25 protein-coding genes and 1 tRNA gene are annotated in these 20,983 nt (G+C 59.7%); 14 read left to right on the top strand and 12 right to left on the bottom strand.

What is annotated here, in order from left to right:
• The first annotated feature begins 26 nt into the window (after nucleotides 1–26).
• From J2T09_RS04425 to J2T09_RS04415, 3 genes are all read left to right on the top strand, one after another.
• Entirely contained in the window at nucleotides 27–290 is a 264-nt protein-coding gene (locus J2T09_RS04425; RefSeq protein ID WP_306831497.1) for a hypothetical protein, read from the top strand.
• Nucleotides 291–341: 51 nt separating this feature from the next.
• Complete coding sequence (locus tag J2T09_RS04420) at nucleotides 342–1,796, top strand: glutamate synthase subunit beta (protein ID WP_306831496.1); 1,455 nt, start codon at nucleotides 342–344, stop codon at nucleotides 1,794–1,796.
• Between the two features lie 106 nt (nucleotides 1,797–1,902).
• Entirely contained in the window at nucleotides 1,903–2,376 is a 474-nt protein-coding gene (locus tag J2T09_RS04415; RefSeq protein WP_306831687.1) for a hypothetical protein, read from the top strand.
• On the opposite strand, the gene J2T09_RS04410 is transcribed toward J2T09_RS04415, so the two are convergent.
• Nucleotides 2,357–3,601 carry an SGNH/GDSL hydrolase family protein gene (locus tag J2T09_RS04410; protein WP_306831494.1) on the bottom strand — a complete coding sequence of 415 codons (1,245 nt, stop codon included), beginning with the start codon at nucleotides 3,599–3,601 and terminating at the stop codon, nucleotides 2,357–2,359. The genes J2T09_RS04415 and J2T09_RS04410 overlap by 20 nt on opposite strands.
• A gap of 89 nt (nucleotides 3,602–3,690) precedes the next feature.
• A complete protein-coding gene (locus J2T09_RS04405) occupies nucleotides 3,691–4,911 on the bottom strand; it encodes a lytic murein transglycosylase (protein WP_373458368.1) in 1,221 nt (406 codons plus the stop codon).
• Between the two features lie 204 nt (nucleotides 4,912–5,115).
• On the opposite strand from J2T09_RS04405, the gene galU reads away from it, so the two are divergent.
• Together galU and J2T09_RS04395 are read left to right on the top strand one after the other, a co-directional pair.
• Nucleotides 5,116–6,000 (top strand): UTP--glucose-1-phosphate uridylyltransferase GalU, encoded by an 885-nt coding sequence (galU, locus tag J2T09_RS04400; RefSeq protein ID WP_306831492.1) that lies wholly within the window; start codon nucleotides 5,116–5,118, stop codon nucleotides 5,998–6,000.
• 128 nt (nucleotides 6,001–6,128) lie between these two features.
• On the top strand, nucleotides 6,129–7,181 hold the full coding sequence (locus J2T09_RS04395; protein ID WP_306831490.1) for a threonine aldolase family protein: 1,053 nt from the start codon (nucleotides 6,129–6,131) through the stop codon (nucleotides 7,179–7,181).
• 246 nt (nucleotides 7,182–7,427) lie between these two features.
• Here the strand turns inward: J2T09_RS04395 and J2T09_RS04390 are convergent, their stop codons facing one another.
• Complete coding sequence (locus tag J2T09_RS04390; protein ID WP_306831488.1) at nucleotides 7,428–8,270, bottom strand: LysR family transcriptional regulator; 843 nt, start codon at nucleotides 8,268–8,270, stop codon at nucleotides 7,428–7,430.
• A gap of 99 nt (nucleotides 8,271–8,369) precedes the next feature.
• Between J2T09_RS04390 and J2T09_RS04385 the strand changes: the two genes are divergently transcribed.
• Entirely contained in the window at nucleotides 8,370–9,368 is a 999-nt protein-coding gene (locus J2T09_RS04385) for a bile acid:sodium symporter family protein (RefSeq protein WP_306831486.1), read from the top strand.
• A gap of 15 nt (nucleotides 9,369–9,383) precedes the next feature.
• Here the strand turns inward: J2T09_RS04385 and mazF are convergent, their stop codons facing one another.
• The 3 genes from mazF to J2T09_RS04370 form a co-directional block, all read right to left on the bottom strand.
• Nucleotides 9,384–9,716, bottom strand: a complete 333-nt coding sequence (mazF, locus tag J2T09_RS04380) for an endoribonuclease MazF (RefSeq protein ID WP_306831483.1) — start codon at nucleotides 9,714–9,716, stop codon at nucleotides 9,384–9,386.
• Nucleotides 9,716–9,958 (bottom strand): AbrB/MazE/SpoVT family DNA-binding domain-containing protein, encoded by a 243-nt coding sequence (locus tag J2T09_RS04375; protein ID WP_306831481.1) that lies wholly within the window; start codon nucleotides 9,956–9,958, stop codon nucleotides 9,716–9,718. The genes mazF and J2T09_RS04375 overlap by 1 nt, the downstream gene beginning before the upstream one ends.
• 155 nt (nucleotides 9,959–10,113) lie before the next feature.
• Nucleotides 10,114–10,596 carry an Hsp20 family protein gene (locus tag J2T09_RS04370; RefSeq protein WP_306831480.1) on the bottom strand — a complete coding sequence of 161 codons (483 nt, stop codon included), beginning with the start codon at nucleotides 10,594–10,596 and terminating at the stop codon, nucleotides 10,114–10,116.
• 393 nt (nucleotides 10,597–10,989) lie between these two features.
• Here J2T09_RS04370 and J2T09_RS04365 point away from each other — a divergent pair, with 393 nt between their 5' ends.
• Complete coding sequence (locus J2T09_RS04365; RefSeq protein WP_306831477.1) at nucleotides 10,990–12,141, top strand: hypothetical protein; 1,152 nt, start codon at nucleotides 10,990–10,992, stop codon at nucleotides 12,139–12,141.
• A 186-nt stretch (nucleotides 12,142–12,327) separates the two neighbouring features.
• On the opposite strand, the gene J2T09_RS04360 is transcribed toward J2T09_RS04365, so the two are convergent.
• The 3 genes from J2T09_RS04360 to J2T09_RS04350 are packed head-to-tail and all read right to left on the bottom strand — an operon-like array spanning nucleotide 12,328 to nucleotide 14,662.
• Nucleotides 12,328–13,686, bottom strand: coding sequence for a sensor histidine kinase (locus tag J2T09_RS04360; RefSeq protein WP_306831475.1), 1,359 nt, complete (start codon nucleotides 13,684–13,686; stop codon nucleotides 12,328–12,330).
• Nucleotides 13,683–14,342 (bottom strand): response regulator transcription factor, encoded by a 660-nt coding sequence (locus J2T09_RS04355; RefSeq protein WP_306831472.1) that lies wholly within the window; start codon nucleotides 14,340–14,342, stop codon nucleotides 13,683–13,685. Before J2T09_RS04355 ends, J2T09_RS04360 begins: the two co-directional genes overlap by 4 nt.
• A 5-nt stretch (nucleotides 14,343–14,347) precedes the next feature.
• Nucleotides 14,348–14,662 (bottom strand): PepSY domain-containing protein, encoded by a 315-nt coding sequence (locus J2T09_RS04350; protein WP_306831470.1) that lies wholly within the window; start codon nucleotides 14,660–14,662, stop codon nucleotides 14,348–14,350.
• 133 nt (nucleotides 14,663–14,795) lie between these two features.
• On the opposite strand from J2T09_RS04350, the gene J2T09_RS04345 reads away from it, so the two are divergent.
• Nucleotides 14,796–15,095: a PepSY domain-containing protein gene (locus tag J2T09_RS04345; protein ID WP_306831467.1), complete on the top strand. Its 300-nt coding sequence runs from the start codon at nucleotides 14,796–14,798 to the stop codon at nucleotides 15,093–15,095.
• Nucleotides 15,096–15,182: 87 nt separating this feature from the next.
• A complete protein-coding gene (locus J2T09_RS04340; RefSeq protein ID WP_306831465.1) occupies nucleotides 15,183–16,175 on the top strand; it encodes an alpha/beta fold hydrolase in 993 nt (330 codons plus the stop codon).
• Nucleotides 16,176–16,183: 8 nt separating this feature from the next.
• Here the strand turns inward: J2T09_RS04340 and hisN are convergent, their stop codons facing one another.
• Both hisN and J2T09_RS04330 read right to left on the bottom strand, forming a co-directional pair.
• Nucleotides 16,184–16,957 carry a histidinol-phosphatase gene (hisN, locus tag J2T09_RS04335; RefSeq protein ID WP_306831463.1) on the bottom strand — a complete coding sequence of 258 codons (774 nt, stop codon included), beginning with the start codon at nucleotides 16,955–16,957 and terminating at the stop codon, nucleotides 16,184–16,186.
• A gap of 284 nt (nucleotides 16,958–17,241) precedes the next feature.
• Nucleotides 17,242–18,126, bottom strand: coding sequence for an N-formylglutamate amidohydrolase (locus J2T09_RS04330; RefSeq protein ID WP_306831461.1), 885 nt, complete (start codon nucleotides 18,124–18,126; stop codon nucleotides 17,242–17,244).
• Between the two features lie 201 nt (nucleotides 18,127–18,327).
• Here J2T09_RS04330 and cpdR1 point away from each other — a divergent pair, with 201 nt between their 5' ends.
• The 3 genes from cpdR1 (at nucleotide 18,328) to J2T09_RS04315 (ending at nucleotide 19,878) form a co-directional block, all read left to right on the top strand.
• Complete coding sequence (gene cpdR1 / locus J2T09_RS04325; RefSeq protein ID WP_112728645.1) at nucleotides 18,328–18,690, top strand: response regulator CpdR1; 363 nt, start codon at nucleotides 18,328–18,330, stop codon at nucleotides 18,688–18,690.
• 102 nt (nucleotides 18,691–18,792) lie between these two features.
• Nucleotides 18,793–18,867 (top strand) — tRNA-Val (locus tag J2T09_RS04320).
• Nucleotides 18,868–19,233: 366 nt separating this feature from the next.
• The gene (locus J2T09_RS04315) at nucleotides 19,234–19,878 is read left to right on the top strand and encodes an outer membrane protein (protein WP_306831458.1); all 645 of its coding nucleotides are present in this window, start codon (nucleotides 19,234–19,236) and stop codon (nucleotides 19,876–19,878) included.
• A gap of 189 nt (nucleotides 19,879–20,067) precedes the next feature.
• Here the strand turns inward: J2T09_RS04315 and J2T09_RS04310 are convergent, their stop codons facing one another.
• Nucleotides 20,068–20,229, bottom strand: coding sequence for a hypothetical protein (locus tag J2T09_RS04310; RefSeq protein ID WP_306831456.1), 162 nt, complete (start codon nucleotides 20,227–20,229; stop codon nucleotides 20,068–20,070).
• Nucleotides 20,230–20,246: 17 nt separating this feature from the next.
• Here J2T09_RS04310 and J2T09_RS04305 point away from each other — a divergent pair, with 17 nt between their 5' ends.
• Together J2T09_RS04305 and J2T09_RS04300 are read left to right on the top strand one after the other, a co-directional pair.
• Nucleotides 20,247–20,594 carry a DUF4870 family protein gene (locus J2T09_RS04305; protein ID WP_306831454.1) on the top strand — a complete coding sequence of 116 codons (348 nt, stop codon included), beginning with the start codon at nucleotides 20,247–20,249 and terminating at the stop codon, nucleotides 20,592–20,594.
• 1 nt (nucleotide 20,595) lies between these two features.
• Nucleotides 20,596–20,976, top strand: a complete 381-nt coding sequence (locus tag J2T09_RS04300; protein WP_306831451.1) for a hypothetical protein — start codon at nucleotides 20,596–20,598, stop codon at nucleotides 20,974–20,976.
• Nucleotides 20,977–20,983 lie beyond the last annotated feature (7 nt).

Below are 20,983 nucleotides of genomic sequence, written 5' to 3'. Positions count from 1 at the left end.
CGCCTTATGGTATCAGAGATGATCTGATGATGGAGGTGCCGATGCGTCCTGTATCGCTCAACATGAAAAGCAAGATCATCCGAAAAGACGGTGTTCGGATGGTCGTCATTCCCGAAGAGTTCTTCTTGGTGGGTGAAGAGGTTGATCTTCTTCAGGATCGAGACGGTGTGATCTCGATCTCTCCCGGCGAGGAGTGGGCAAGGGAAGAGTTATGGGCTCGGTTCAATCCATTCGTTGAATGGCAAAATGGGACTTGGCCGAAAGAGACCCCCAAGGGGGACGAAGATTGACCTGACCACTTTGAAACGAGTGGTCTAGACGGTTCAGGTAAGGAAAGAAGCATGGGCAAGGTAACGGGTTTCATGGAAATCGACCGGCAGGTGGCGAAGTACCAGCCGGCCTCCGACCGCATCCGCCATTTCCGCGAGTTCACCATCCCCATGTCGGATGCCGAGGTCACCAAACAGGCGGCCCGTTGCATGGACTGTGGCATTCCCTATTGCCATGGTCCGACCGGCTGTCCGGTGCATAACCAGATCCCCGACTGGAACGATCTCGTCTACAGCAACAAGTGGGAAGAGGCGATCCGCAACCTCCATTCCACCAACAACTTTCCGGAATTCACCGGTCGCGTCTGCCCCGCCCCTTGCGAGGAAGCCTGCACGCTGAACCTCGAAGATGCGCCGGTTGCCATCAAGACCGTCGAGCAGGCGATCGCCGACAAGGCCTATGAACTGGGATACATCGTGCCGCAGCCGGCGACGGTGAAGACCGGCCGCAAGGTCGCGATCATCGGTTCCGGCCCTGCCGGAATGGCGGCTGCCCAGCAGCTGGCCCGCGCCGGTCACGAAGTGCATGTCTATGAACGCGAGACGAAGGCCGGTGGCCTGCTGCGTTACGGCATCCCGGACTTCAAGATGGAGAAGAACTTCATTGACCGCCGTGTCGAGCAGATGACCGGCGAAGGCGTCACCTTCCACTACGGCGTCAATGTCGGCGTCGACAAGCCGACGGAAGAACTGATGGCTGAGCACGATGCCGTCATCTATTGCGGCGGTTCGGAAACTCCGCGTCCGGCCGGCATTCCCGGCGTCGACCTGCACGGCGTATACGATGCCATGCCGTATCTGGTGCAGCAGAACCGCCGCGTCGGCCGTGAAAATATCGACTCGACCGGCTGGCCGGCTGAACCGATCCTCGCCGGTGCCAAGCATGTCGTGGTTGTCGGCGGTGGCGATACCGCGTCGGACTGCGTCGGCACGGCTTTCCGTCAGGGCGCTGTCAAAGTGACCCAGCTCGACATCCGCCCGATGCCGCCGGAAAAGGAAGACAAGCTTGCCGTCTGGCCGTTCTGGGCCACCAAGATGCGCACCTCGTCGTCTCAGGCTGAAGGTGCCAACCGCGAATTCCAGGTGGCGACGCTCGAATTCGTCGGCGAAGATGGTGTTCTCACCGGCGTGCGCTGCTGCCAGGTGGATGAACGCCGCAAGCCGATCGCCGGCACGGATTTCATCATCAAGGCCGATCTCGCCTTCATCGCCATCGGTTTCTCCGGCCCGATGAAGACCGGCGTTGTTTCCGAACTGGAAGGCAAGCTGACGCTCAACACCGACCGTCGCGGCTCCACCAACGTCGTTGCCAACGATCGCGATTACAAGACCTCGATCGACAAGCTCTACGTTGCCGGCGACGTGCGTCGCGGCCAGTCGCTGGTCGTCTGGGCGATCCGTGAAGGCCGTCAGGTGGCACGTGCAGTGGATGAGGCGCTGATGGGCGCTTCGGTTCTGCCGCGTTAAACGCAGCCGCTTCGTTATCGAATATCGGCCCTCTCGCTCACGGCGAGAGGTTTTTTTCTGCCGTCATCGTTTGACGGACAAGCGGAATCACCGCACCTTCATTGCCATGTACATCCTCAAGCGCGGCATCAAGAAGAACCCGGAAAAGCGATGGGCCCTGCCCGATCGCATCTTCTTCGGGCATGGGGCCTGCGCATTGTTGGCAGGCACTTTTCTGCGTTTGCCTCCGCTGCCCGGTTTTCATGCGGAGCGCATCATTCCTGCCGAGGATTTTGCGGGTGGACATGCCTATGTGACGGATGGCGTCATCGTCTTTGACTACCATGGATATTCATTGCGCGAGCGGTTGCTGGCGCACCATGCCAAGGGCTGGTCGAAGAGATATCCCGGATGGAGCTGTTCAATCGAAACCGTCGATTTCGATCTGCTCGACACAGCGGAGTTGAACAGCCGCAAAATGCTGGGGCCGGATCAGTATCTGCATGATGCCATCCCACGCGCGCAGGCTTTTATCGACAAGGTCGATCATGCGGTGGCTTCCGCCAGAGCGCGTGCCCTGCTTACTGCGTCGCCTTGTTGATCCGGTAATCATCCACCCGGCCGGCCGGCGCTTCCGGCAGTTCTCCACGCGTCACCAGAAGATCGCGCGGTGACTGCGTCGTGGCGGGTGCCGGCGCAGTGCCGCCGAGCAGATCCTTGCCGCCGTCGAGGTCCGGATCGGACAGCGCAATCGGCTGGGTGGAAACCACAGCGGCCATCGGTGTGCCTGGCAGCACCGGCAGGGCCGGCAGGTTGCTGCCGTCGAGATTGACCATTTCGACCGGCGGAACATCGCCGAGATAACGCCGCGCGACCTTTTCCACGTAGAAGGCCAACTTTTGGCGCCCGGCCTCGGTCATGTTGATACCGTCGGCGCTGCGCAGGCGCACCTGCTGGCCGTTGACGTCGGAGCCGGTGACGATGAACTTGCCCTCCTCGTCGACAAACCCGTCCCAGATATCGACGAACTCGCCACCGATCTCTTCGGCCTGCGTGCGAAAGATGCCGTTGAGCGTCACCGCATCCGCCGTCATGGATGCGGACTGGAAGGCCGGCAGGCCGACCCAGAGCAGCGGCAGATCGTGGTCGCGGGCAATCTGGCCGAACTCGTTGACGCGCTGCTTGTAGATTTCGAACCAGCGCTCGGTGCGGAATTTTTCGCGCGCATCATTGCTGTCGATCTGCTGGCGGTCATTGGCGCCGATCATCACGACGACGAGCGACGGTTTTTCATTGGCAATCAGTTCCGGCAGCGCCTGCGGCCAGTCGTAATGATCCTGTCGCACCAGACCGGACGCGGTTTCGCCGTGATCGACCACCATGACGCCGGGATTTTCGGCAAAGGCCGTTTCAAGCCCGCCGGCCAGCCGCCCGGCGAAAAAATCGCCGACGACCAGCACCTTTTTGGCATTTTCAAGCTTCTGGACGGGTTCGGGTTTCGGCGGGGCGGCAATCACCGGCGCAACGGCCGGTGCCGTGCGAACAGGACGGCGCGGCGCAGCGGCAGGCGCCGCACGCCGTTTTCGCCGAGGTTCCATCTGGATCACCGACGGATCACGCCTGCGCCGATCGTTGAAGAACAGGTCCATCAGCGTGCGCCGTTGCGGGCGCTCGTAACGACGGTCCTCGAGATAATAACGACGCTCCTGAGCCGCGACAGGCGCAACGAACTCCGGCAGGGCCGTGATCATGGCCACAATCACGAGAATGCCCCGCGTGCCAAAAGTCTTCAGCCGTTTTCCGAGGCCAAGCCCTGCAGCTTTCATGTCCCTGCCGTCCATTTCTTCCGGGCCGCGAATGGACCGCAGCCCGGTTCCAGAGAAAACGTTGCGATCATAATGATGGCATCGTGATGTCAGCGGATGGCCTTCAACAGCGAATGCGACGGTTCGCCATCCTGCTGCATGCCGAGGCGCTTCTGGATGGCGGAAATGGCGGCCTTCGAACCGGAGCCGAAATTGCCGTCGACCTCGCCGTCGTAATAACCTAGCTCCTTCATGCGCGACTGCAACTCGAATTTTTCGGTAATGTCGAGCGTACCTGCCGGGCGCGGCCAGCGCTGCTGCATGCCACCGTAACCGGCGATCTGGTCGGCCAGAAGGCCAACGGCGAGCGCATAACTGTCGGCCGCATTGTATTTCTTGATGGTGAAGAAGTTTTTCATCATCAGGAAGGCCGGCCCGTTCGAACCCGCCATCAGCTTCAGCGTCGCGCGGTCACCGCCGCGTGGAAAACCCTTGCCATTGGGGCGAGTGAAACCGAGCGCTGCCCATTGGGCGATGGTCTTGGTCTGGCCTTCGTATCTGGCGGCACCAGCCGGCAGGGTGGCTTCGTAGCCCCAGGTCTTGCCCGAGGTCCAGCCGTTCTTGGCAAGCAGGTTGGCAGCGGTCGCCAAGGCATCCGGGATCGAATGCCAGATGTCGCGCTTGCCGTTGCCATCGGCATCGACCGCATAAAGCAGGTAGCTGGTGGGGATGAACTGCGTGTGGCCCATGGCGCCGGCCCAGGAGCCGGTCAGCTGTTTTGGCGTCACGTCACCGGCCTGCAGGATTTTCAGCGCCGCGATCAGCTGGGTGCGGCCGAATTTCGAGCGCTTCGGGTCCGCCCATGCGAGCGTGGCCAGCGCCTGCGGCACGTGGTGCAGGCGTTCCGGGTTTTCCAGCGCTGCGCCATAATTGGATTCCATCGACCAGATGGCGAGAATGATGTGCTGATCGACCCCGAACTGCCGTTCGATGGCGTTCAGCAGGCGACCGTGACGGGCCTTCATCTCGCGGCCGATCTTGACCGTATAGGGGTTCACGCGGCTGTCGAGATAATCCCAGATCTTAGACTTGAATTCGGGCTGGTACTGCGCCTTCTGCAACACGTCCTGATCGGGCGTGCTGATGCCTGCAAACGCTTTATTATAGGTTGCGCGGGTAATGCCGCTCTTGGCTGCCGTCTCATAGAAATTTGCGACAAAAGCCTTGAAACCTTGGTCTGCCTGAGCATGTATCGGAGTGACCGCGAGCGTCATGCCTGCGATCATCGAGAGAGCGAGCGCTTGAAAGCGACGGGGGCTGGTCATAGTCATGGACGGCGTATCCGTTGTTCTTCCAGTCAGGGTTTTCACCGGTGATGGCGGCCGGGTTACGGTCAATGTAGAACATCAGAATAAATAAATTCTTTACCATCATAACATCGCTCTGTCATTGCCCCGAAAAGGTTGAAATATATCCCTAGAGACCGGTTCACGGGCGACCGACAGAAAAACAGACTGTGCTTTTAGGAGGCATGAGTGGGACACCAAAAGATTCGTAAGGCAGTATTTCCGGTAGCAGGCATGGGTACGCGCTTCCTTCCCGCGACCAAGGCCGTGCCGAAGGAAATGCTTACGGTCGTTGACAAGCCCGTTATCCAGTATGTGGTGGATGAGGCAATCGAGGCCGGTATCGAACATCTCGTGTTCGTCACAGGCCGCGGCAAAGGCGTTATTGAAGATTATTTTGATATTCAATTTGAGCTGGAATCGCTCCTGAAGGAGCGCAACAAGAATGCCGAACTGACCATTCTGTCCGACATGCTGCCGCAGGCCGGCATGGCAAGCTTCACCCGCCAGCAGTCGCCGCTCGGCCTTGGTCATGCCGTCTGGTGCGCGCGTGATATCGTTGGCAACGAGCCGTTTGCCGTGCTGCTGCCCGACATGATCATGTCCGCCGAAAAGGGCTGCCTCAAGGGCATGGTCGAGCTTTACGAAAAGACCGGTGGCAACATTCTCGCCGTCGAGGAATGCGATCCGGAACAGGCTCACAAATATGGCATCGTCGGCGTCGGCGACGCTGTCGGTGACGGCTTCAAGATCACCCAGATGGTCGAAAAGCCGGCCAAGGGCACCGCGCCTTCGAACTTCTTCATCAACGGCCGCTACATCCTGCAGCCAGAAGTGTTCGACATTCTGGAAACCCAGGAACGTGGTGCCGGCAACGAAATCCAGCTGACCGACGGCATGCTGACGCTTGCCAAAGCCCAAGAATTTGCGGCCTACAAGTTCACCGGCGAAACCTATGACTGCGGCGCCAAGGATGGCTTCATCCTGGCCAACGTAGCCTTCGCCCTGAAGCGTGCGGATATCCGTCCGACCGTCGAGAACGGCCTGAAGGCATTGGTTTCCAAGCTCGGCTGAGTTCTGATTATGTGAAAACAAAAGGCCTCGGAATGATCTTCCGGGGCCTTTTTGTTTGATCCCGGCGGCAAATGCCGTAAGGTCGAAACCTCTCCCGCACCGCTGCGCATTTCGTAACAGGACCCTCCATGTTCTTCGCATCCGACAACTGGGCCGGCGCCCATCCTGCCATCAACGAACGCCTTTCGAAGGAATCCACCCGCTTCGCCTCGGCCTATGGCTCCAGCGATCTCGACAAGTCGATCGAGCTCCGTTTCAACGAGATTTTCGAGCGCGAAGTGGCCGTCTTCTTCGTCGCGACCGGCACCGCCGCCAACTCGCTGTCGCTCGCCAGCATCGCGCGTGCCGGCGGCCTCACCTTCTGTCATTCGGAAGCGCATATCATCGAGGACGAATGCGGCGCGCCGGACTTCTTTTCCGGCATGCGCATGGTCGCGGTCGAAGGCCCGGACGGCAAGATGCTGCCGGAAAATCTCGTCAGCCGCATCGCCCGTTACCCGCAGGATGCCATCCACCACGGCCGCGCCGCCGCCATTTCGATGACACAGGCAACCGAGGCCGGCACCGTCTACACGCTGGAGGAAATCGACGCGATCGCCAAGATCGCCAAGGATAATGGCCTGCCGCTGCACATGGATGGCGCCCGTTTTGCCAACGCGCTGATGGCGCTCGGCTGCACGCCGGCGGAAATGACATGGAAACGCGGCGTCGATGTTCTCTCCTTCGGCGGCACCAAGAACGGCTGCTGGTGCGCCGAGGCGATCGTGTTTTTCGATCCGCAACTTGCCAAGGATTTTGCCTTCCTGCGCAAGCGCACCGCCCAGCTGTTTTCCAAATCGCGTTTCATCGCCGCCCAGTTCGATGCCTATCTGAAGGACGACCTGTGGCTGAGCCTTGCCGGCCACGCCAACGAGATGGCCAACCGCCTGCGCGCTGGTTTCGGCTCGCTCAACAGCGCCCGCCTGGCATGGCCGACCCAGGCCAACGAAGTATTCGCCATCCTGCCAAAGCCCTCGGCAAAAGCGGCGCAGGAAAAGGGTGCCAGATTCTACGACTGGCTGGAACCGCGCGACATGCCGGAAAAAGTTGCCGGCGACGAAGCGCTGATCCGCATGGTGACGAGCTTTGCCACAACCGAGGAAGACGTCGACCAGTTTTTGGCGATCTGCGCTTCGGCTTGATAAAGGTTTGATGATGGTGCGCCCAGCCGATCTCCCCCCTTGAGGGGGAGATGCCCGGCAGGGCAGAGGGGGGTGTTTCTGGCACAAACTTCGCCTTCGTGTCATGTGCCGCAACGTTGCTTACCCCCCTCTGTCACCTTTCGGTGACATCTCCCCCTCAAGGGGGGAGATCATTGGGAGCAAGCGGCACGCACCCAATTTCATAAGCAATCGCACCGCATGCGGAAAAAAGGGAACTCCCTTAACTCACGGCACAATCCGCGCCGTGATCAAACTCGACACCGCCTCCACCAGTGCCGCGTCGGCCCCCCTTCGCGGCACCAGCACGAATTCGATATCCTCCAGATCCGGCAACCGCCCCGGCGCAATCTCCCGCAGACCTGCCGGCGCCATGCTGCGCGGCTGCACCAGCACACCCATGCCGGCCCGTGCCGCCGCCGTCAGGCCGGCAAGACTGCCGCAGGTGCAGACGATCCGCCAGGCGATATTGCTCTGATCCAGCGCCTGCTGCGCCACTTTTCGGGTAATGCTCGGCGGCGGAAAGGCAATCAGCGGCACGGTTTCATCACGCAACAGAACATCGGCATCGCGCGCCAGCCAGACCAGCGGCTCGCGATAAAGCAGACGTCCATGCGTCTCTCCGATATGCCGCTTGGCGAGAACCAGATCGAGTTCGCCGACCTCCTGCATCTGGAAAAGAACGCCGCTCAGCGCCACGGTCAGTTCCAGATCCACCCATGGATGCAGGCGACTGAAATCCTCCAGAATGGCGGTCAACCGGTTGGCGACGACATCTTCCGAAACGCCCAGCCGCAGACGCCCGCGCAAGCGGCTTTCGCCGAACAGCGACGCCACCTTGCCGTTGAGATCCAGCATGCCACGCGCATACCCCAGCAGCGCCTCGCCATCCGCCGTCAGCCGAACCTGATGGGTATCGCGCTGCACCAGTTGCCGACCGAGCGACCTTTCAAGCCGCTGGATATGCTGGCTGATCGTTGATTGCCCGATGCCGAGCCGCTCGGCAGCAGCCGTAAAACTGCCGGCCTGTTGCAACATCACAAAGCTTTCGAGATGATGGAGATTGAGCATGCTTATCCCACTTCATGATAACTGTTAATTCTTGCATCGCACATCATGATAAGAGAAGACGCTCCCCAATCGAAGTAAAATCAGTTTCAGGACATGCCCATGAGCCGCTTCATGCCGGACCGTTTCACCATCATGCTGGTCTGCGCGGTCATCCTCGCTTCCTTCCTGCCGATCCATGGTGAACCCGCCTACTGGTTCGGCATCGCCACCGACATCGCCATCGGACTGTTGTTCTTCCTGCACGGCGCCCGCCTGTCGCGGGAAGTCGTGGTCGGCGGACTGTTGCACTGGCGCCTGCACCTGACCATCCTCGCCACCACATTCGTCATCTTCCCGCTGCTTGGCCTTGCCATCGGCTTTCTGCCTGAAAGCATTTTGCCCGCCCCGCTTTACGCCGGCATTCTTTTCCTCTGCGTGCTGCCTTCCACCGTGCAGTCATCGATCGCCTTCACCTCGATGGCAAACGGCAATGTGCCAGCGGCGATCGTCTCGGCCTCCGGCTCCAACCTGTTTGGCATGTTCCTGACACCGCTTCTGGCCGGCCTCCTGATGTCGACGACAGGCGAAGGTGGCGGCGTCTCCGCCGATGCCATCGAAAAGATCGCGCTGCAGCTTCTCGCCCCCTTCGTCATCGGCCAGCTTCTGCAGCCCTTCATCGGCAACTGGATCCGCGCCCGCAAAAAACTGCTGGCGCCGGTCGATCGCGGCGGCATCCTGATGGTGGTTTATCTGGCTTTTTCGACGGCCGTCATCGAAGGCATCTGGCGCACATTTTCGCTCACCGATATCGCCGCCGTCATCGTGACGGACATGGTACTTCTGGCGGTCGTCATGGTCATCACCATGTATGGCAGCCGCCTTCTCGGCTTCTCCAAGGAAGACGAGATCGCCATCACCTTCTGCGGCTCGAAAAAATCGCTGGCTTCGGGCGTGCCGATGGCCAATGCCATCTTCGCGGGCCAGTCCTCGGCGATCGGCGCCATCGTGCTGCCGATCATGCTGTTCCACCAGATCCAGCTGATGGTCTGTGCGGTGCTGGCCCAGAAATATGCGCAGCGCAAGGTGAAGGTGGAAGACAAGGCAACGGCGGCGGCTTGAGACAAACCGAGGCGATCAGCTGCCACCAATCAGCTTGATCGCCTTGGCCCGGACCTGCTTCAATATGGCGTCAGATGCCCGACTTTTGAGTTGGGCATTTCGCTTGCGCCAATCCACACTTTTCACCTGATCAGCCAGAACGATACTGCCATCTTCTACAACGACCTCGAACGGATAGCCTTTGCGCTTGGTCGTCATAGGGCAGCACAACATGAGGCCGTGCCGGTTATAGATCGCGGGCGTCAGCACAAAAGCGGGGCGGCGCCCGGCCTGCTCGTGACCGGTCTGCGGCGAAAAATCCAGCCAAACAATGTCACCTGTTTCAGGGACATAGCCAGCCGCCGACATCAGAGCCGCTCTCTGCCTACGGGCGCGCCAAAATCGATTTCGTCATGGAGGTTTTCAGGCGTGATCCGAGAGATCATCTCATCGAGATCCAAATCCTGATCTCGCGGTAATTCTATAATCACGCGCCCATTCTGCTCGCTGACATCAACCTCGGTGTCGACGGAAAGATTGGCCGCTTCCATGATCTCGCGCGGGATCGGAATGGAGGCGCTGTCGCCCAGTTTCTTCACGGTCACACGCATGGCAGCCTCTCGCTCAAAGCTCGGGCACATACTATGTCGCGCACCAAATCGCGTCAAACCGCCCAAACAAAAACGCCCCCTTCCGGTGGGAAGGGGGCGCCGTTTTGGCCATTTGACGTGGAGGTCGTCGTCCTGGGAGGATTTTTGGCCTTGCGTTAGTTGAGCTGAGGCTCGCTGATCTGCGCCTCGATGGTTTTGGGCGTATCGACCGGTTCGGCGGCAATCGCGATGCGGCGCGGTTTCATCGCCTCCGGGATCGACCGCAGAAGATCGATGTGAAGCAGGCCGTTCTTCAGCTGCGCGCTCTGAACTTCGACATGATCGGCCAGCTGGAAACGGCGCTCGAAGGCGCGCTTGGCAATGCCGCGATGGAGAAACTCGCTCTTGGAAGCGGCTTCGTCCTCGCTCTTTTCACCCTTGACGTGCAGCACATGCGCACGGGCCTCGATGCTCAGTTCCTTTTCGTCGAAACCGGCAACGGCCATGGTGATGCGATAGGTGTTCTCACCGGTCCGCTCGATATTGTAAGGCGGATAGGTCTGCGCCTGATCGGGCTGGCCAAGGCTGTCCAGCATGGTGAAAAGGCGGTCGAAACCGACGGTGGAACGGTAAAGGGGGGAAAAATCGACGTGACGCATGATGTCCTCTCATGAAGCGACGAGTTGCGGTTTTTGAAGCGCGACATCCCGTTCTGGCGATGCCCGGCCTCTGTTTGCGGACCCGTCATCGGCGCCCGCAGAACCAAGATGGGAATTGCCCTTTCCGCCTTCAAGACCCTTTTTCGCGTTTCCTGCATATGCGACTTTTGCGCGAATTTTAGAAATACTGAAAACGCTCCCACGCAAACCCGACGTCGGAAGCGAATGGCTCCATCTGGCCAGTTTGTCGCAGCCAGAGCGCCGTCAATCCATTCGATGATTGCCAAAAAGCAAATAACCAGTCACAAAATGAACTATCGTCAAAATTGCAGAAACGGATTGTCCTGAAGCCTTCGCATCAGTCGTTTCTGCGATATCGATAGGAACAAAACGATGCATTCCGCTCACCGAGCCGGATGGCTCACTCTCCCCCTGCCCCTTCTCGCCGCCGAACCGGCCGCAGCCCATGTCAAATGGTTCGCCCCCTATATCGTCGGCGCGCCGCCGCAGCCGATCAGCGCCACGCTCACCGACACATGGTTCTGGGCCGGCATCGCGCTCGTGCTGGTGTTTTTCCTCGCCACCCGCGCGGTCGAACAATCCAGCGCCGGCGAACGCATTCTTCTCGGCATGGACCGGATCACCGATCCGCTTTACGGCCGCCTCGACGATTTCGTGCGCTGCGTGGTCGGCGCCTTTTTCATCGCCATCTTTGCGGTCGGCGGTGTTTATCTCACACCGGATCTGAAGACCCCTTCGGAGATCGTTTCATGGGGTCAGCTGCTGATCGCCATGCTGATCTTCTTTCGCCGCACCCAACCGCTTGCCGCCGCCGGCATCATCCTCCTGTGGCTGCTGGCGCTGCGGGATTACGATATCTTTCACCTGCTCGACTATCTGGCGCTCGGCGTCGGTGTCGCCGCCTATCTGGTGATGGAAGCCTCGTCCAATGAAGAACTTCGAAAACACCGTTTTCAGGCACTGCGCTGGGGCGTCGCCATCGCGCTGATGTGGTCCAGCCTCGAAAAATTCGCCTATCCCGACTGGTTTTACCCGCTGGTCGCTGAAAAGCCGTTCCTGACCTTCGGCATGCCGCGCGACGTCTTCATCCCGATGGCCGGCGTTGCCGAATTCACCATGGGTTTCGGTCTGTTGTGGACGCCGCTGGTGCGCCGCCTTTCGGCCGTGGCGCTGTTCGTCATCTTCAATGCCGCCGTCTACCCGTTCGGCCGTATCGACCTGATCGGCCATGCGCTGATCATGGCCGTCATCGTGGCGATTGCCGCCGACCATACCCGCGACGTGTTTTTCGTTCCAAAATTCAAGAATCTGATGGCGGGCGTGCCGATCGGCATTGCAGCGGCACTGGTAATTTTTGCCTCATCCTATTGGGGCCTGCATATCGCGCTTTACGGCCATGAGGGCGATGTGGCGGCAATCCACCGCACCACGCACAGCCCCGACCCCGATCATCCGCACCCGACCGATGCGGCAGATGCGACGCCAATGGCGCCGCAGGGTGGTGGGGGCGAGCATCAGCATTGAAGCGGTGCGGCGTGCCTCTATGACGCCCAAGCAAGCGGAACGGGAAGTCCCCCTCTGGCCTGCCGGCCATCTCCCCCACAAGGGGGGAGAAAACCGGAGGCGACCGCCTGCCTCGATTGAGCTTCAACGGAACGGCCGGGTTAAGCCCCTCCCCCTTGTGGGGAGGGGTTTGGGGCGGGGTCTTCATTACTTGCTCAATGTTTCGCCGAACACCACCGACACCATCAAGCCGCTGCCCTGCCGGTTTTCGATCGACAGCATCAGCCCATAAACCTCACAGATTTCCTTGACGATGGAGAGACCGAAACCGGTGCCCGGCGTCTGGCTGTCCAGCCGCACGCCACGCTCGGTCATGCTGCGGATCTTTTCAGGGTCCACACCCGGCCCGTCATCGGCCACCACCAGGCGGCCATCCTTCCACGAGATGCACACCTCGCCCGAGGCCCATTTCACCGCGTTTTCGGTGAGATTGCCGATCAGTTCGCGCAGATCATGCGCATCGAGCGGGACATTCGGTGGCGCACCGATTTCGATCGTCCATTGCAGCCCCTCGCCCTTAGGCGTGCGCTGCAACGTTTTCACCACCTGCCCGACGATCTTTTCGATATCGGCATCGGTCTGGCGCATATCGGCATTCGCGACGATGCGGCTGCGGGCCAGTTCGTGCTCCACATGCCCACGCATCAGCCGCACCAGTTGCTCTATCTCGTCGGCGATCTCTTCTTGCCCGCGCTCCCGCAGGGTCAGTGCATCGTTGGAAAGCACGGTGAGCGGCGTCTTCAGCCCATGCGCCAGATCGCCCGCCCGTGCCCGCGCCTTGGCCAGCGACTGCGCCTGCTCGCCCAGCAGCCGGTTGACCGCCTCCTCGACGGGAACGAATTCCACCGGCAATGCTCCTTCCAGCCTGCCGCTACGGCGCTCGCGAATGCGGTCGAGCCCCTTGGTCAGGTCGGCGAGCGGTTTCAAGCCATAAAACACCTGCACCAGCGACGCGCCGATCAGAAATGCCGCCAGACCGGCGAGATAAGGCAGAATATCCAGCGCAAATCCACGGCTCGCCTCGTCCAGCGTCTTGGTGTCCGACGCTACCGAAATCTGTACCGGCTTCAGTCCGGCAGGCGCGCTCACCATGATCTGCCGTTCCAGCACGATCAGCCGCGTATCGTTCGGCCCATCCGCTTCATAACGATGCACGGCACCATCATCCGGCACGTCGTCCGGGCTCGTAAGGCTTGTGTCCCAAAGAGATTCCGAACGGAACATGGCGGGCGTCGTGGCATCACCGATCTGCCAGTAAAGCCCGCCATAGGCTTCGGTAAACCGCCGGTCCATTAGGCTGAACGGATGTTCGATACGGCCATCGGCACCAAGGCGGATCGAGCCGGCAATGGTGTTGATATGCCCTTTCAGTTCCTCTTCCAGCCGCCGTTCGAGGCTGGCCGAAAACATCGAGGTCATGAACAGGGCGGCCAGCGCCAGCGCCGAGGGAACGGCAATCAGCGAAACGAGAAGAAAGCGGACGCGGATCGAAAGCGGCCGCTTCATGCAGCACCGATCCGGTAGCCATAACCACGGCGGGTGGTGATCAGGTCCTTGCCGAATTTCTTGCGCAAACGCCCGATCAGCACCTCGACCGAATTGCTCTCGCGTTCAAAGTCCTGCGCATAAAGCTGTTCGGTCAGTTCCAGCTGCGAGACATGCCGTTCGGCATTGGCCATCAGGTAATGCAGGCAGCGATATTCGAGCGGCGTCAGGTCTGCCGGCTCGCCATCCAGCGACACGGTCCGGCTGCGCGGATCGATTTTCATGCGCCCCGCCGACAGGACCGGGCTTGCCGTGCCCTGTGAACGGCGGATGATCGCCCGCAACCGCGCCAGAAGCTCCGGCATCTGAAACGGCTTGGCGAGATAATCGTCAGCCCCGGCATCGATGCCTTCGACCCGTTCCTCCCAGTTGCCGCGTGCGGTCAAGATCAGCACCGGCAGCTCCCGCTCGGCCGCTCTCCAGCGTTTCAGCACGGAAAGCCCGTCCATGGTCGGCAGGCCGAGATCGAGCACGACGGCGGCGAATTCCTCGCTGTCGCCGCGATACCAGCCGTTTTCGCCGTCATGTTCGTGTTCCACGAGATAACCGGCACGCGTCAGGTGATGCGTGATGTCGCGGGCGATCAGCGGGTCGTCTTCAACAAGCAGAATGCGCATGGGCCTCAGTCGTCATCATCATCGTCAACATCGAGAATGGCGCCATCCTTTGCGTCCATCTCGATCTCGTAAAGCCGGCCGTTTGCCTGCAGCACCTTGAATTCGTAAATAAAGCGACCGTCATCCTCATCCAGTTCGACACGGATGATATCGCCCGGATAACGCGCGCGCAGCTTTTTCTGCAGCACGGAAAGCGGCAGCACATCGCCACGCTTCACCGCATCGCGCAGCGTGTCGAGATCCTTCGCAACGCCGGCCGCCGGAGCGGCAAGCAGCAGCGCGGAAATCAGCGACGCTTTTATGAGGACATGGTTCAACATGGACACACAACTAACATTCCCAAACTGAAATTTGGCTGACACCAGCCGTCAGTTATCGATCAGTGGCCGTGACTTAGGGTGGCTTCATCGGCAGGGCAATGGTGCCCGCCATAGACGCCCAAGGAGACCACCCATGAAAAAGCTCGTCCTCGCCGCCACTATTGCCGCCGCCACGCTCACCGCCCTTGCACCGCTATCCATCGCCCATGCGGATGATCGCGACGACCGCCGCTGCGGCAATGTCCAGCTCGACAAGTGGATGACCGAAGCCCAGATGCGCGACCGCGCCACCGGCATGGGCATCGAGGTGCGCGACATCGATATCGATGACGGCTGCTACGAAGTGTCCGGCCGCAACAGGGATGGCCGCAGCATCGAGGTCAAATTCAACCCGGAAACCGGCGAACAGGTTTCCATCGACAGCGACGATTGATATTTTTGACAATGGGCACCGGCGATGGCCGGTGCCCGAAACCAATTTCCCCTTGACCGCAAAAACATTCCGCCTATCGCTTGTGCCATGAGCGAAGCAGAAACCACCACGCCCGAAATCCTGCGGTCGACACCCGACAATCCGGTGCCGCCGAACCATTTTGCCGGTTTTTTCACCGGCCATCGCGGCGCAAAGCTGCGTTATGCCGTTTTCCGTTCGGACATTTCACCGGCGCGCGGCACGATCGTTCTGCTGCATGGCCGCAGCGAATCCATCGAGAAATATTACGAGACGATCCGCGATTTCAACGCCATGGGCCTGTGGGTGGCAACCTACGATTTGCGCGGTCAGGGCGGCTCCGACCGATTGCTGAAAAAACCGAAAAAGGGCCATCTGCGCCGCTTTTCCGATTATGAGCGTGACCTCGACCTGTTTCTCGAACAGATCGTGCTGCCGGATACCCGCCTGCCGTTTTTCCTTGTCGCGCATTCCACCGGTGCCCTGATCGCGCTTGGCGCCGCCCCAAAGCTTACCAACCGCATCGATCGCATGGCGCTGGCAGCGCCATTCGTGGGCCTGACCGGTCAGGCCGTGTCGGAAGGTCTTATCCGCCTCATCGCGGGTTCACTTACCAATATGGGCCTTGGTCAGTTATCCGCCGGCAAGGACCAGAACAACCGGCCATTTGCCGGCAATCCGTTGACATCGGATCCAAAACGGTTTGCCCGCAATGGCGCCATCGGCAAGACGTTTCCGGAGCTGGAACTCGGGCCCCCGACCATGCGCTGGCTGAAGGAAACGCTGAAGGCGGGCCGTCGTATCGCCTCGCAGGCACATCTCACCAACATCACCATCCCGACACTGATCCTGGCGCCGATGCGCGACGGCATCGTGCCCTACGGAAAGCAAGAGGAACTGGCCCGCAATTTTCGCGCCGGCCAACTGGTGAACATTATAGGTGGACGCCACGAACTGTTCAGCGAGGACGATGTGTATCGCGCCCAGGCGCTGGCGGCGATCGAGGCTTTCATCCCCGGCAGCGATGCGGCGCCACTCGTTTCCGACGACGCCGCGGCCTGATCAGAGGATCAGCGGGCGAGCAGCGCCCGCGCCTCTTCATAAACGGCACGGCTGCCGGCGGCGATGATATTGCCGCCCTCTTCCGGCCGCCCGCCATCCCAGGTGGTGATAATGCCACCCGCCTGTTCGATGATCGGGATCAGCGCACCGACATCATAAGGCTTCAGGTTGTTTTCGATAACGAGATCGATATGGCCGCCGGCCAGCAGCGTATAGGCATAACAATCGGTGCCGTAGCGGAACAACCGCACCTTTTCCTCGACCGCCTTATAGGCCGCGAGATCGCTGCCCTCAAAGATATGCGGCGAGGTGGTGAACAGGATCGCGTTCGATAATCCACCACAGTCGCGCGTGCGGATTTGCTGTTCACCGTCCGGGCCGCGATACCACGCCTTTTCACCATCGGCGAAATAACGCTCACCGGTAAACGGCTGGTCCATCATGCCCATTGAGGCGCGACCATTCGAGCGCAGGCCGATCAGCGTGCCCCATGTGGGCAGGCCGGAAATGAAGGCACGCGTACCATCGATCGGGTCGATCACCCAGACATGTTCGCGGTCCAGCCCGATGTTTTCGTGCTCTTCCCCCAGAATGCCGTGATCCGGAAAGTTTTGCTCGATCAGCGCCCGGATGGCGGTTTCGGCGGCCCGGTCGCCTTCCGTTACCGGATCGAAACCTCCCGCCAGCTTGTTGGTGACTGAAGTGCCGGTGCGAAAGCGCGGCAGCGTTTCGGCCTTGGCCGCATCGGCCAGCCTATCGAAAAACGAACGATCTGGAAGCATGGTCACCCCGAAAATTGTGTGCCCGCCCATAGACCACAGTTTTTGACTGAGGCCAATCGGGGCAGATCCGATAGGCAAATGCACATATTTTATGCATTTTAAATTTGTGCTTGACGATTGTGCAATGCGGGAGTAGTTTTCTTCTCGCAGTCTTCGGACTGTAATACCCTCCTTGGGTGTTTCCTCCCTAGACTTGACCGCGCCTCGAGCGCGGTTTTTTTTGGCCGTGCAAAACCGCAGCCTCGCCGGGAAGCGTCCGAAAGAAATCTGGAAAATGAGAAGAGTTATTCGGCAGCCAGAGCCGAATCAGGGCCGAACTCGGCGGCATAATCCGCCATCGAGCCCATGAATTCGGTGAGCGCACGCGCCAGATCATCGAAATCCGGCCGTTTTTTCAGCGTCACTTCGTCGATATAAAGCGCGCGGTTTATCTCGATCTGCAGCGCATGCAGTCCGCGCACCGGCCGGCCGTAATGCTCGGTGATGAAACCACCGGCATAAGGCTTGTTGCGCACGGCGGTAAAACCGAGCCCCTCGAGAAAATACATCGCCGCGCGAGACAACTCGGCGGCGGCACTGGTGCCGTAACGATCACCGATGATGAAATCCGGGCGGATATCCGAACCGGAAAGGCGGATATTGCCGGGCATGGAATGGCAGTCGATCAGCACCGACATGCCGAATGCCGCATGGGTGCGGGCAATCAGCCGGCGTAGGCAGGCGTGATAGGGCTTGTAGATCGTCTCGATGCGCGAAATCCCCTCCTCCACCGTGAGGCGGCGGCGATAAATCTCCATGTTTTCCGCGACGATCCGCGGAATGGTGCCGAGCCCGCCGGCCACCCGCATGGAGCCGATATTGACGTAAGGCGGCAACGCGCCATCGAACATGCGCGGGTCGAGCTCGTAAGGCTCGCGGTTCACATCGAGATAGGCGCGCGGGAAATGCGCAAGCAGCAGCGGCGCCCCGAGATTGGGCGCATGCGAAAACAGCTCATCGACATAATGATCTTCGGAGCGCCTGATCCCCATCTCGTCAAGCCGCGACTCGCTTAAGAACTGGGCGGGGTAATGCCGTCCGCTATGGGGTGAATTGAAGACGAAGGGAATGGTCTGCGACGTCGGCTCCCTCACCTCGAATAGGTCGATTCCGCCCGTCACTCCGCCCATCCACCTTATCCGAAGCCGCCTTTACCATATCGGTAACTTGTTCGTAACGTCATGTTGCCAGTTGCCAGCGGTGAAGTCCATACTATGTAATGACCCACCAATGGCACTCTACACGCCTTCACCGGTTCTTTACCGCGAAATGGCTAATGTAGGGCTAAGAGCCAAATTTTAAACACGACCCACTGACGGTTTTTCAAGACGATGCAAAAAATCCTTCTTGCTGAAGACGATAACGACATGCGCCGCTTCCTGGTGAAGGCGCTTGAAAAGGCCGGCTACAAAGTGTCGTCCTTCGACAACGGCGCCAGCGCTTACGACCGCCTGCGCGAAGAGCCCTTCTCGCTTCTGCTGACCGATATCGTCATGCCGGAAATGGACGGCATCGAACTTGCCCGCCGCGCCACCGAACTCGACCCGGATTTGAAGGTGATGTTCATCACCGGCTTCGCGGCCGTTGCGCTGAACGCAGATTCGAAGGCTCCGAAGGACGCGAAAGTGCTCTCCAAACCCTTCCACCTGCGTGACCTTGTGGAAGAAGTGAACAAGATGCTGGACGCCGCCTGAGGCAAAAGCCTTGTGTCATAAGGGGTTTGAAAAAACTTCAAAAAATCGACACAAAACCAGTTGACGGCGGCACGGCCATATGGTCTATGCCGCCTCACGGAAGGGCGTGTAGCTCAGCGGGAGAGCACTACGTTGACATCGTAGGGGTCACAGGTTCAATCCCTGTCACGCCCACCATCCGTACCCTTGCAAGGCCCTGTTCACACAGGGCTTTTTGCATTTTTGGGCCTCGACACGACATACTGACCTAGAGGTTCATTGAACCTCGTCCGGCACGTCATACCGGCGGCAATTCCCCTCCCCCGAACTGCCGATAGGATACCTGTTTTCGCTCCCACTCATCCCCACTGCCACGCGCATAAAAAACGACAAAAAGTCACATTAAAAAGAATAAACAGCACCGATGCACAGCATCAGCCAATATTACAACATTGCTTTAAACTAAAATTACTAAATAAGAATATTCGAATCTATGTGGCAACTTCGCTACATCTTTTGGGGCAGAGAAAGAATAAAAAGGAACATCGGTTTCGGGAGGATACCATGTTCAAGATAACTGCAATCGCATTGCTTGCCCTTTCTGCCTCGACGTCAGTCTTCGCAGCGGATGCCGTCCAGCAGATCCCGCAGGCGCCCGCCGCGGTCGAGATCGCGCCCTTCAGCTGGTCCGGCGCCTATGTCGGTATTCAGGGCGGCGGCGGATGGCTCGATGCCGACTTCTCGACCGGGTTTGGCAGCGCGACCGAGGATTTCAACGGCGGCATTTTCGGCGGCTTCGTCGGTTACAACTGGCAGTTCAGCAATGGCTTCGTCCTCGGCATCGAAGGCGATGCGGACTACAACTGGAACGAACAGGACGATCTGTTCGGCCTACCCGGCCTTGAAGCAGGCACGGAATGGTCGGGCTCCGTGCGCGGACGCCTCGGTTACGCTTTCGATCGCGCCCTGATTTATGGCGCAGGCGGCTGGACGGCGACACGCGCCTATCTGGAAACCCCGTTCGACAAGGAAAGCGAAACCTTCAGCGGCTGGACGATCGGCGCCGGCGTCGATTATGCCGTCACCGACGATGTCTTCATTCGCGGCGAATATCGCTACAACAATTTCGGCGACAAAGAGATTGCGCCGGGCCTCAATGTCGATCTCGATCAGCACGTCGTGAAAGCCGGCATCGCCATCAAGTTCTAGAGGCTGTCCCCACAGCCCGTGAGAGCCTCGGCGATACCAATCGCCGGGGTTCCGTGCTGTCAGGCGTCCCGCCGAAAGGACATGCACCGCCTCACTCCCCCGCCTTCATCTTTCGTTCGCCATAACAGTCGCTTAGGGCGCGCAATCATTGCGCGTACGGTAAAAACCCCCAGGCGAATTTCCGACCGATTAAAACTTTTGGTCGAATAAAGGCAGGCAAGCGATTGTCAGGTCAGTCGCTTGTTGTCCGGCCGTTTTTTCCGCAGGCCAGGCATTGTGGGGGTAGGCATCAGCCATGACAGGGAACCCGCCGATGATCGGCGCACCACGTGACCGTTCGCTCGTGTTCATTTCAGGATTCCCTCTTCATGATCGACTTTACATCCACGCCCGCCTCAAACGGCCAATCCGAAACCAAGACGCTCGGCTATGTTGCAGCAGCCCTTTTGCTGTTTTGCGCACCGGCAGGCCTCATCCTTGCCTATATCGACCGTAGCAAGGCATCGCCGCTCCTGGCCTCCCACTACAATTATCTGATCGGCACCTTCTGGAAGGGCCTTCTTTTCGCCGTCGTCAGCGTGATCCTCAGCATCATCCTGATCGGCGTGCTTGCCGCCTTCGTCACCTCGATCTGGTATCTTGCGCGCTGCATCAAGAGCATCGTTTATCTGCACCGCGACGAAGCCATCGCACAGCCATCCACCTGGCTGGTCTGACATGATGTTTGCCAGGCATTTTGCACTGAGATCGGCCGGGGCCTGTGCCCTGGTCCTTCTTCTCGCCGGCTGCTCGTCGGAGCCTTCCGCCAGCGACATTACCGATGCGCTCAACCGCGCAATCGAGATGGAAACGCAACAGCTGAACCAGCTTTCCGGTGCGTTTGGCGGCGGGGCCATGAAAAACCCGATGACCGGAATGATGCCGACCGAGGTCACCGATCTGGAAAAGGTCAGCTGCGAGGAAAGCGGCAAGAAGGCCTACATCTGCAATGTGCGCTACACGATGGTCGGCGGCATGTTCGGCAAGGCGGGCCAGACCATGGCGGTTCCGCTGCGCGTCATGCAGACCGATGACGGCTGGATGGCGTCGGCACGCTGATATTCTT

This window comes from Neorhizobium huautlense (assembly GCF_030811685.1).
Lineage (GTDB): Bacteria > Pseudomonadota > Alphaproteobacteria > Rhizobiales > Rhizobiaceae > Neorhizobium > Neorhizobium huautlense_A.
Note: the sequence above shows the minus strand (reverse complement) of the source record. Positions and strands in the feature narration are given on the sequence as shown.

Coding starts and splice junctions, on each gene's coding strand:
- J2T09_RS04330 (WP_306831461.1), bottom strand. CDS start 18,126: ATGGGCGGAGTGACGGGCGGAATCGACCTATTCGAGGTGAGGGAGCCG.
- J2T09_RS04395 (WP_306831490.1), top strand. CDS start 6,129: ATGTTCTTCGCATCCGACAACTGGGCCGGCGCCCATCCTGCCATCAAC.
- J2T09_RS04365 (WP_306831477.1), top strand. CDS start 10,990: ATGCATTCCGCTCACCGAGCCGGATGGCTCACTCTCCCCCTGCCCCTT.
- cpdR1 (WP_112728645.1), top strand. CDS start 18,328: ATGCAAAAAATCCTTCTTGCTGAAGACGATAACGACATGCGCCGCTTC.
- J2T09_RS04415 (WP_306831687.1), top strand. CDS start 1,903: ATGTACATCCTCAAGCGCGGCATCAAGAAGAACCCGGAAAAGCGATGG.
- J2T09_RS04405 (WP_373458368.1), bottom strand. CDS start 4,911: ATGACTATGACCAGCCCCCGTCGCTTTCAAGCGCTCGCTCTCTCGATG.
- J2T09_RS04425 (WP_306831497.1), top strand. CDS start 27: ATGATGGAGGTGCCGATGCGTCCTGTATCGCTCAACATGAAAAGCAAG.
- J2T09_RS04370 (WP_306831480.1), bottom strand. CDS start 10,596: ATGCGTCACGTCGATTTTTCCCCCCTTTACCGTTCCACCGTCGGTTTC.
- J2T09_RS04360 (WP_306831475.1), bottom strand. CDS start 13,686: ATGAAGCGGCCGCTTTCGATCCGCGTCCGCTTTCTTCTCGTTTCGCTG.
- J2T09_RS04350 (WP_306831470.1), bottom strand. CDS start 14,662: ATGTTGAACCATGTCCTCATAAAAGCGTCGCTGATTTCCGCGCTGCTG.
- J2T09_RS04385 (WP_306831486.1), top strand. CDS start 8,370: ATGAGCCGCTTCATGCCGGACCGTTTCACCATCATGCTGGTCTGCGCG.
- J2T09_RS04345 (WP_306831467.1), top strand. CDS start 14,796: ATGAAAAAGCTCGTCCTCGCCGCCACTATTGCCGCCGCCACGCTCACC.
- J2T09_RS04310 (WP_306831456.1), bottom strand. CDS start 20,229: ATGAACACGAGCGAACGGTCACGTGGTGCGCCGATCATCGGCGGGTTC.
- J2T09_RS04340 (WP_306831465.1), top strand. CDS start 15,183: ATGAGCGAAGCAGAAACCACCACGCCCGAAATCCTGCGGTCGACACCC.
- J2T09_RS04420 (WP_306831496.1), top strand. CDS start 342: ATGGGCAAGGTAACGGGTTTCATGGAAATCGACCGGCAGGTGGCGAAG.
- J2T09_RS04410 (WP_306831494.1), bottom strand. CDS start 3,601: ATGAAAGCTGCAGGGCTTGGCCTCGGAAAACGGCTGAAGACTTTTGGC.
- J2T09_RS04375 (WP_306831481.1), bottom strand. CDS start 9,958: ATGCGTGTGACCGTGAAGAAACTGGGCGACAGCGCCTCCATTCCGATC.
- J2T09_RS04390 (WP_306831488.1), bottom strand. CDS start 8,270: ATGCTCAATCTCCATCATCTCGAAAGCTTTGTGATGTTGCAACAGGCC.
- J2T09_RS04305 (WP_306831454.1), top strand. CDS start 20,247: ATGATCGACTTTACATCCACGCCCGCCTCAAACGGCCAATCCGAAACC.
- mazF (WP_306831483.1), bottom strand. CDS start 9,716: ATGTCGGCGGCTGGCTATGTCCCTGAAACAGGTGACATTGTTTGGCTG.
- hisN (WP_306831463.1), bottom strand. CDS start 16,957: ATGCTTCCAGATCGTTCGTTTTTCGATAGGCTGGCCGATGCGGCCAAG.
- J2T09_RS04355 (WP_306831472.1), bottom strand. CDS start 14,342: ATGCGCATTCTGCTTGTTGAAGACGACCCGCTGATCGCCCGCGACATC.
- J2T09_RS04300 (WP_306831451.1), top strand. CDS start 20,596: ATGATGTTTGCCAGGCATTTTGCACTGAGATCGGCCGGGGCCTGTGCC.
- J2T09_RS04315 (WP_306831458.1), top strand. CDS start 19,234: ATGTTCAAGATAACTGCAATCGCATTGCTTGCCCTTTCTGCCTCGACG.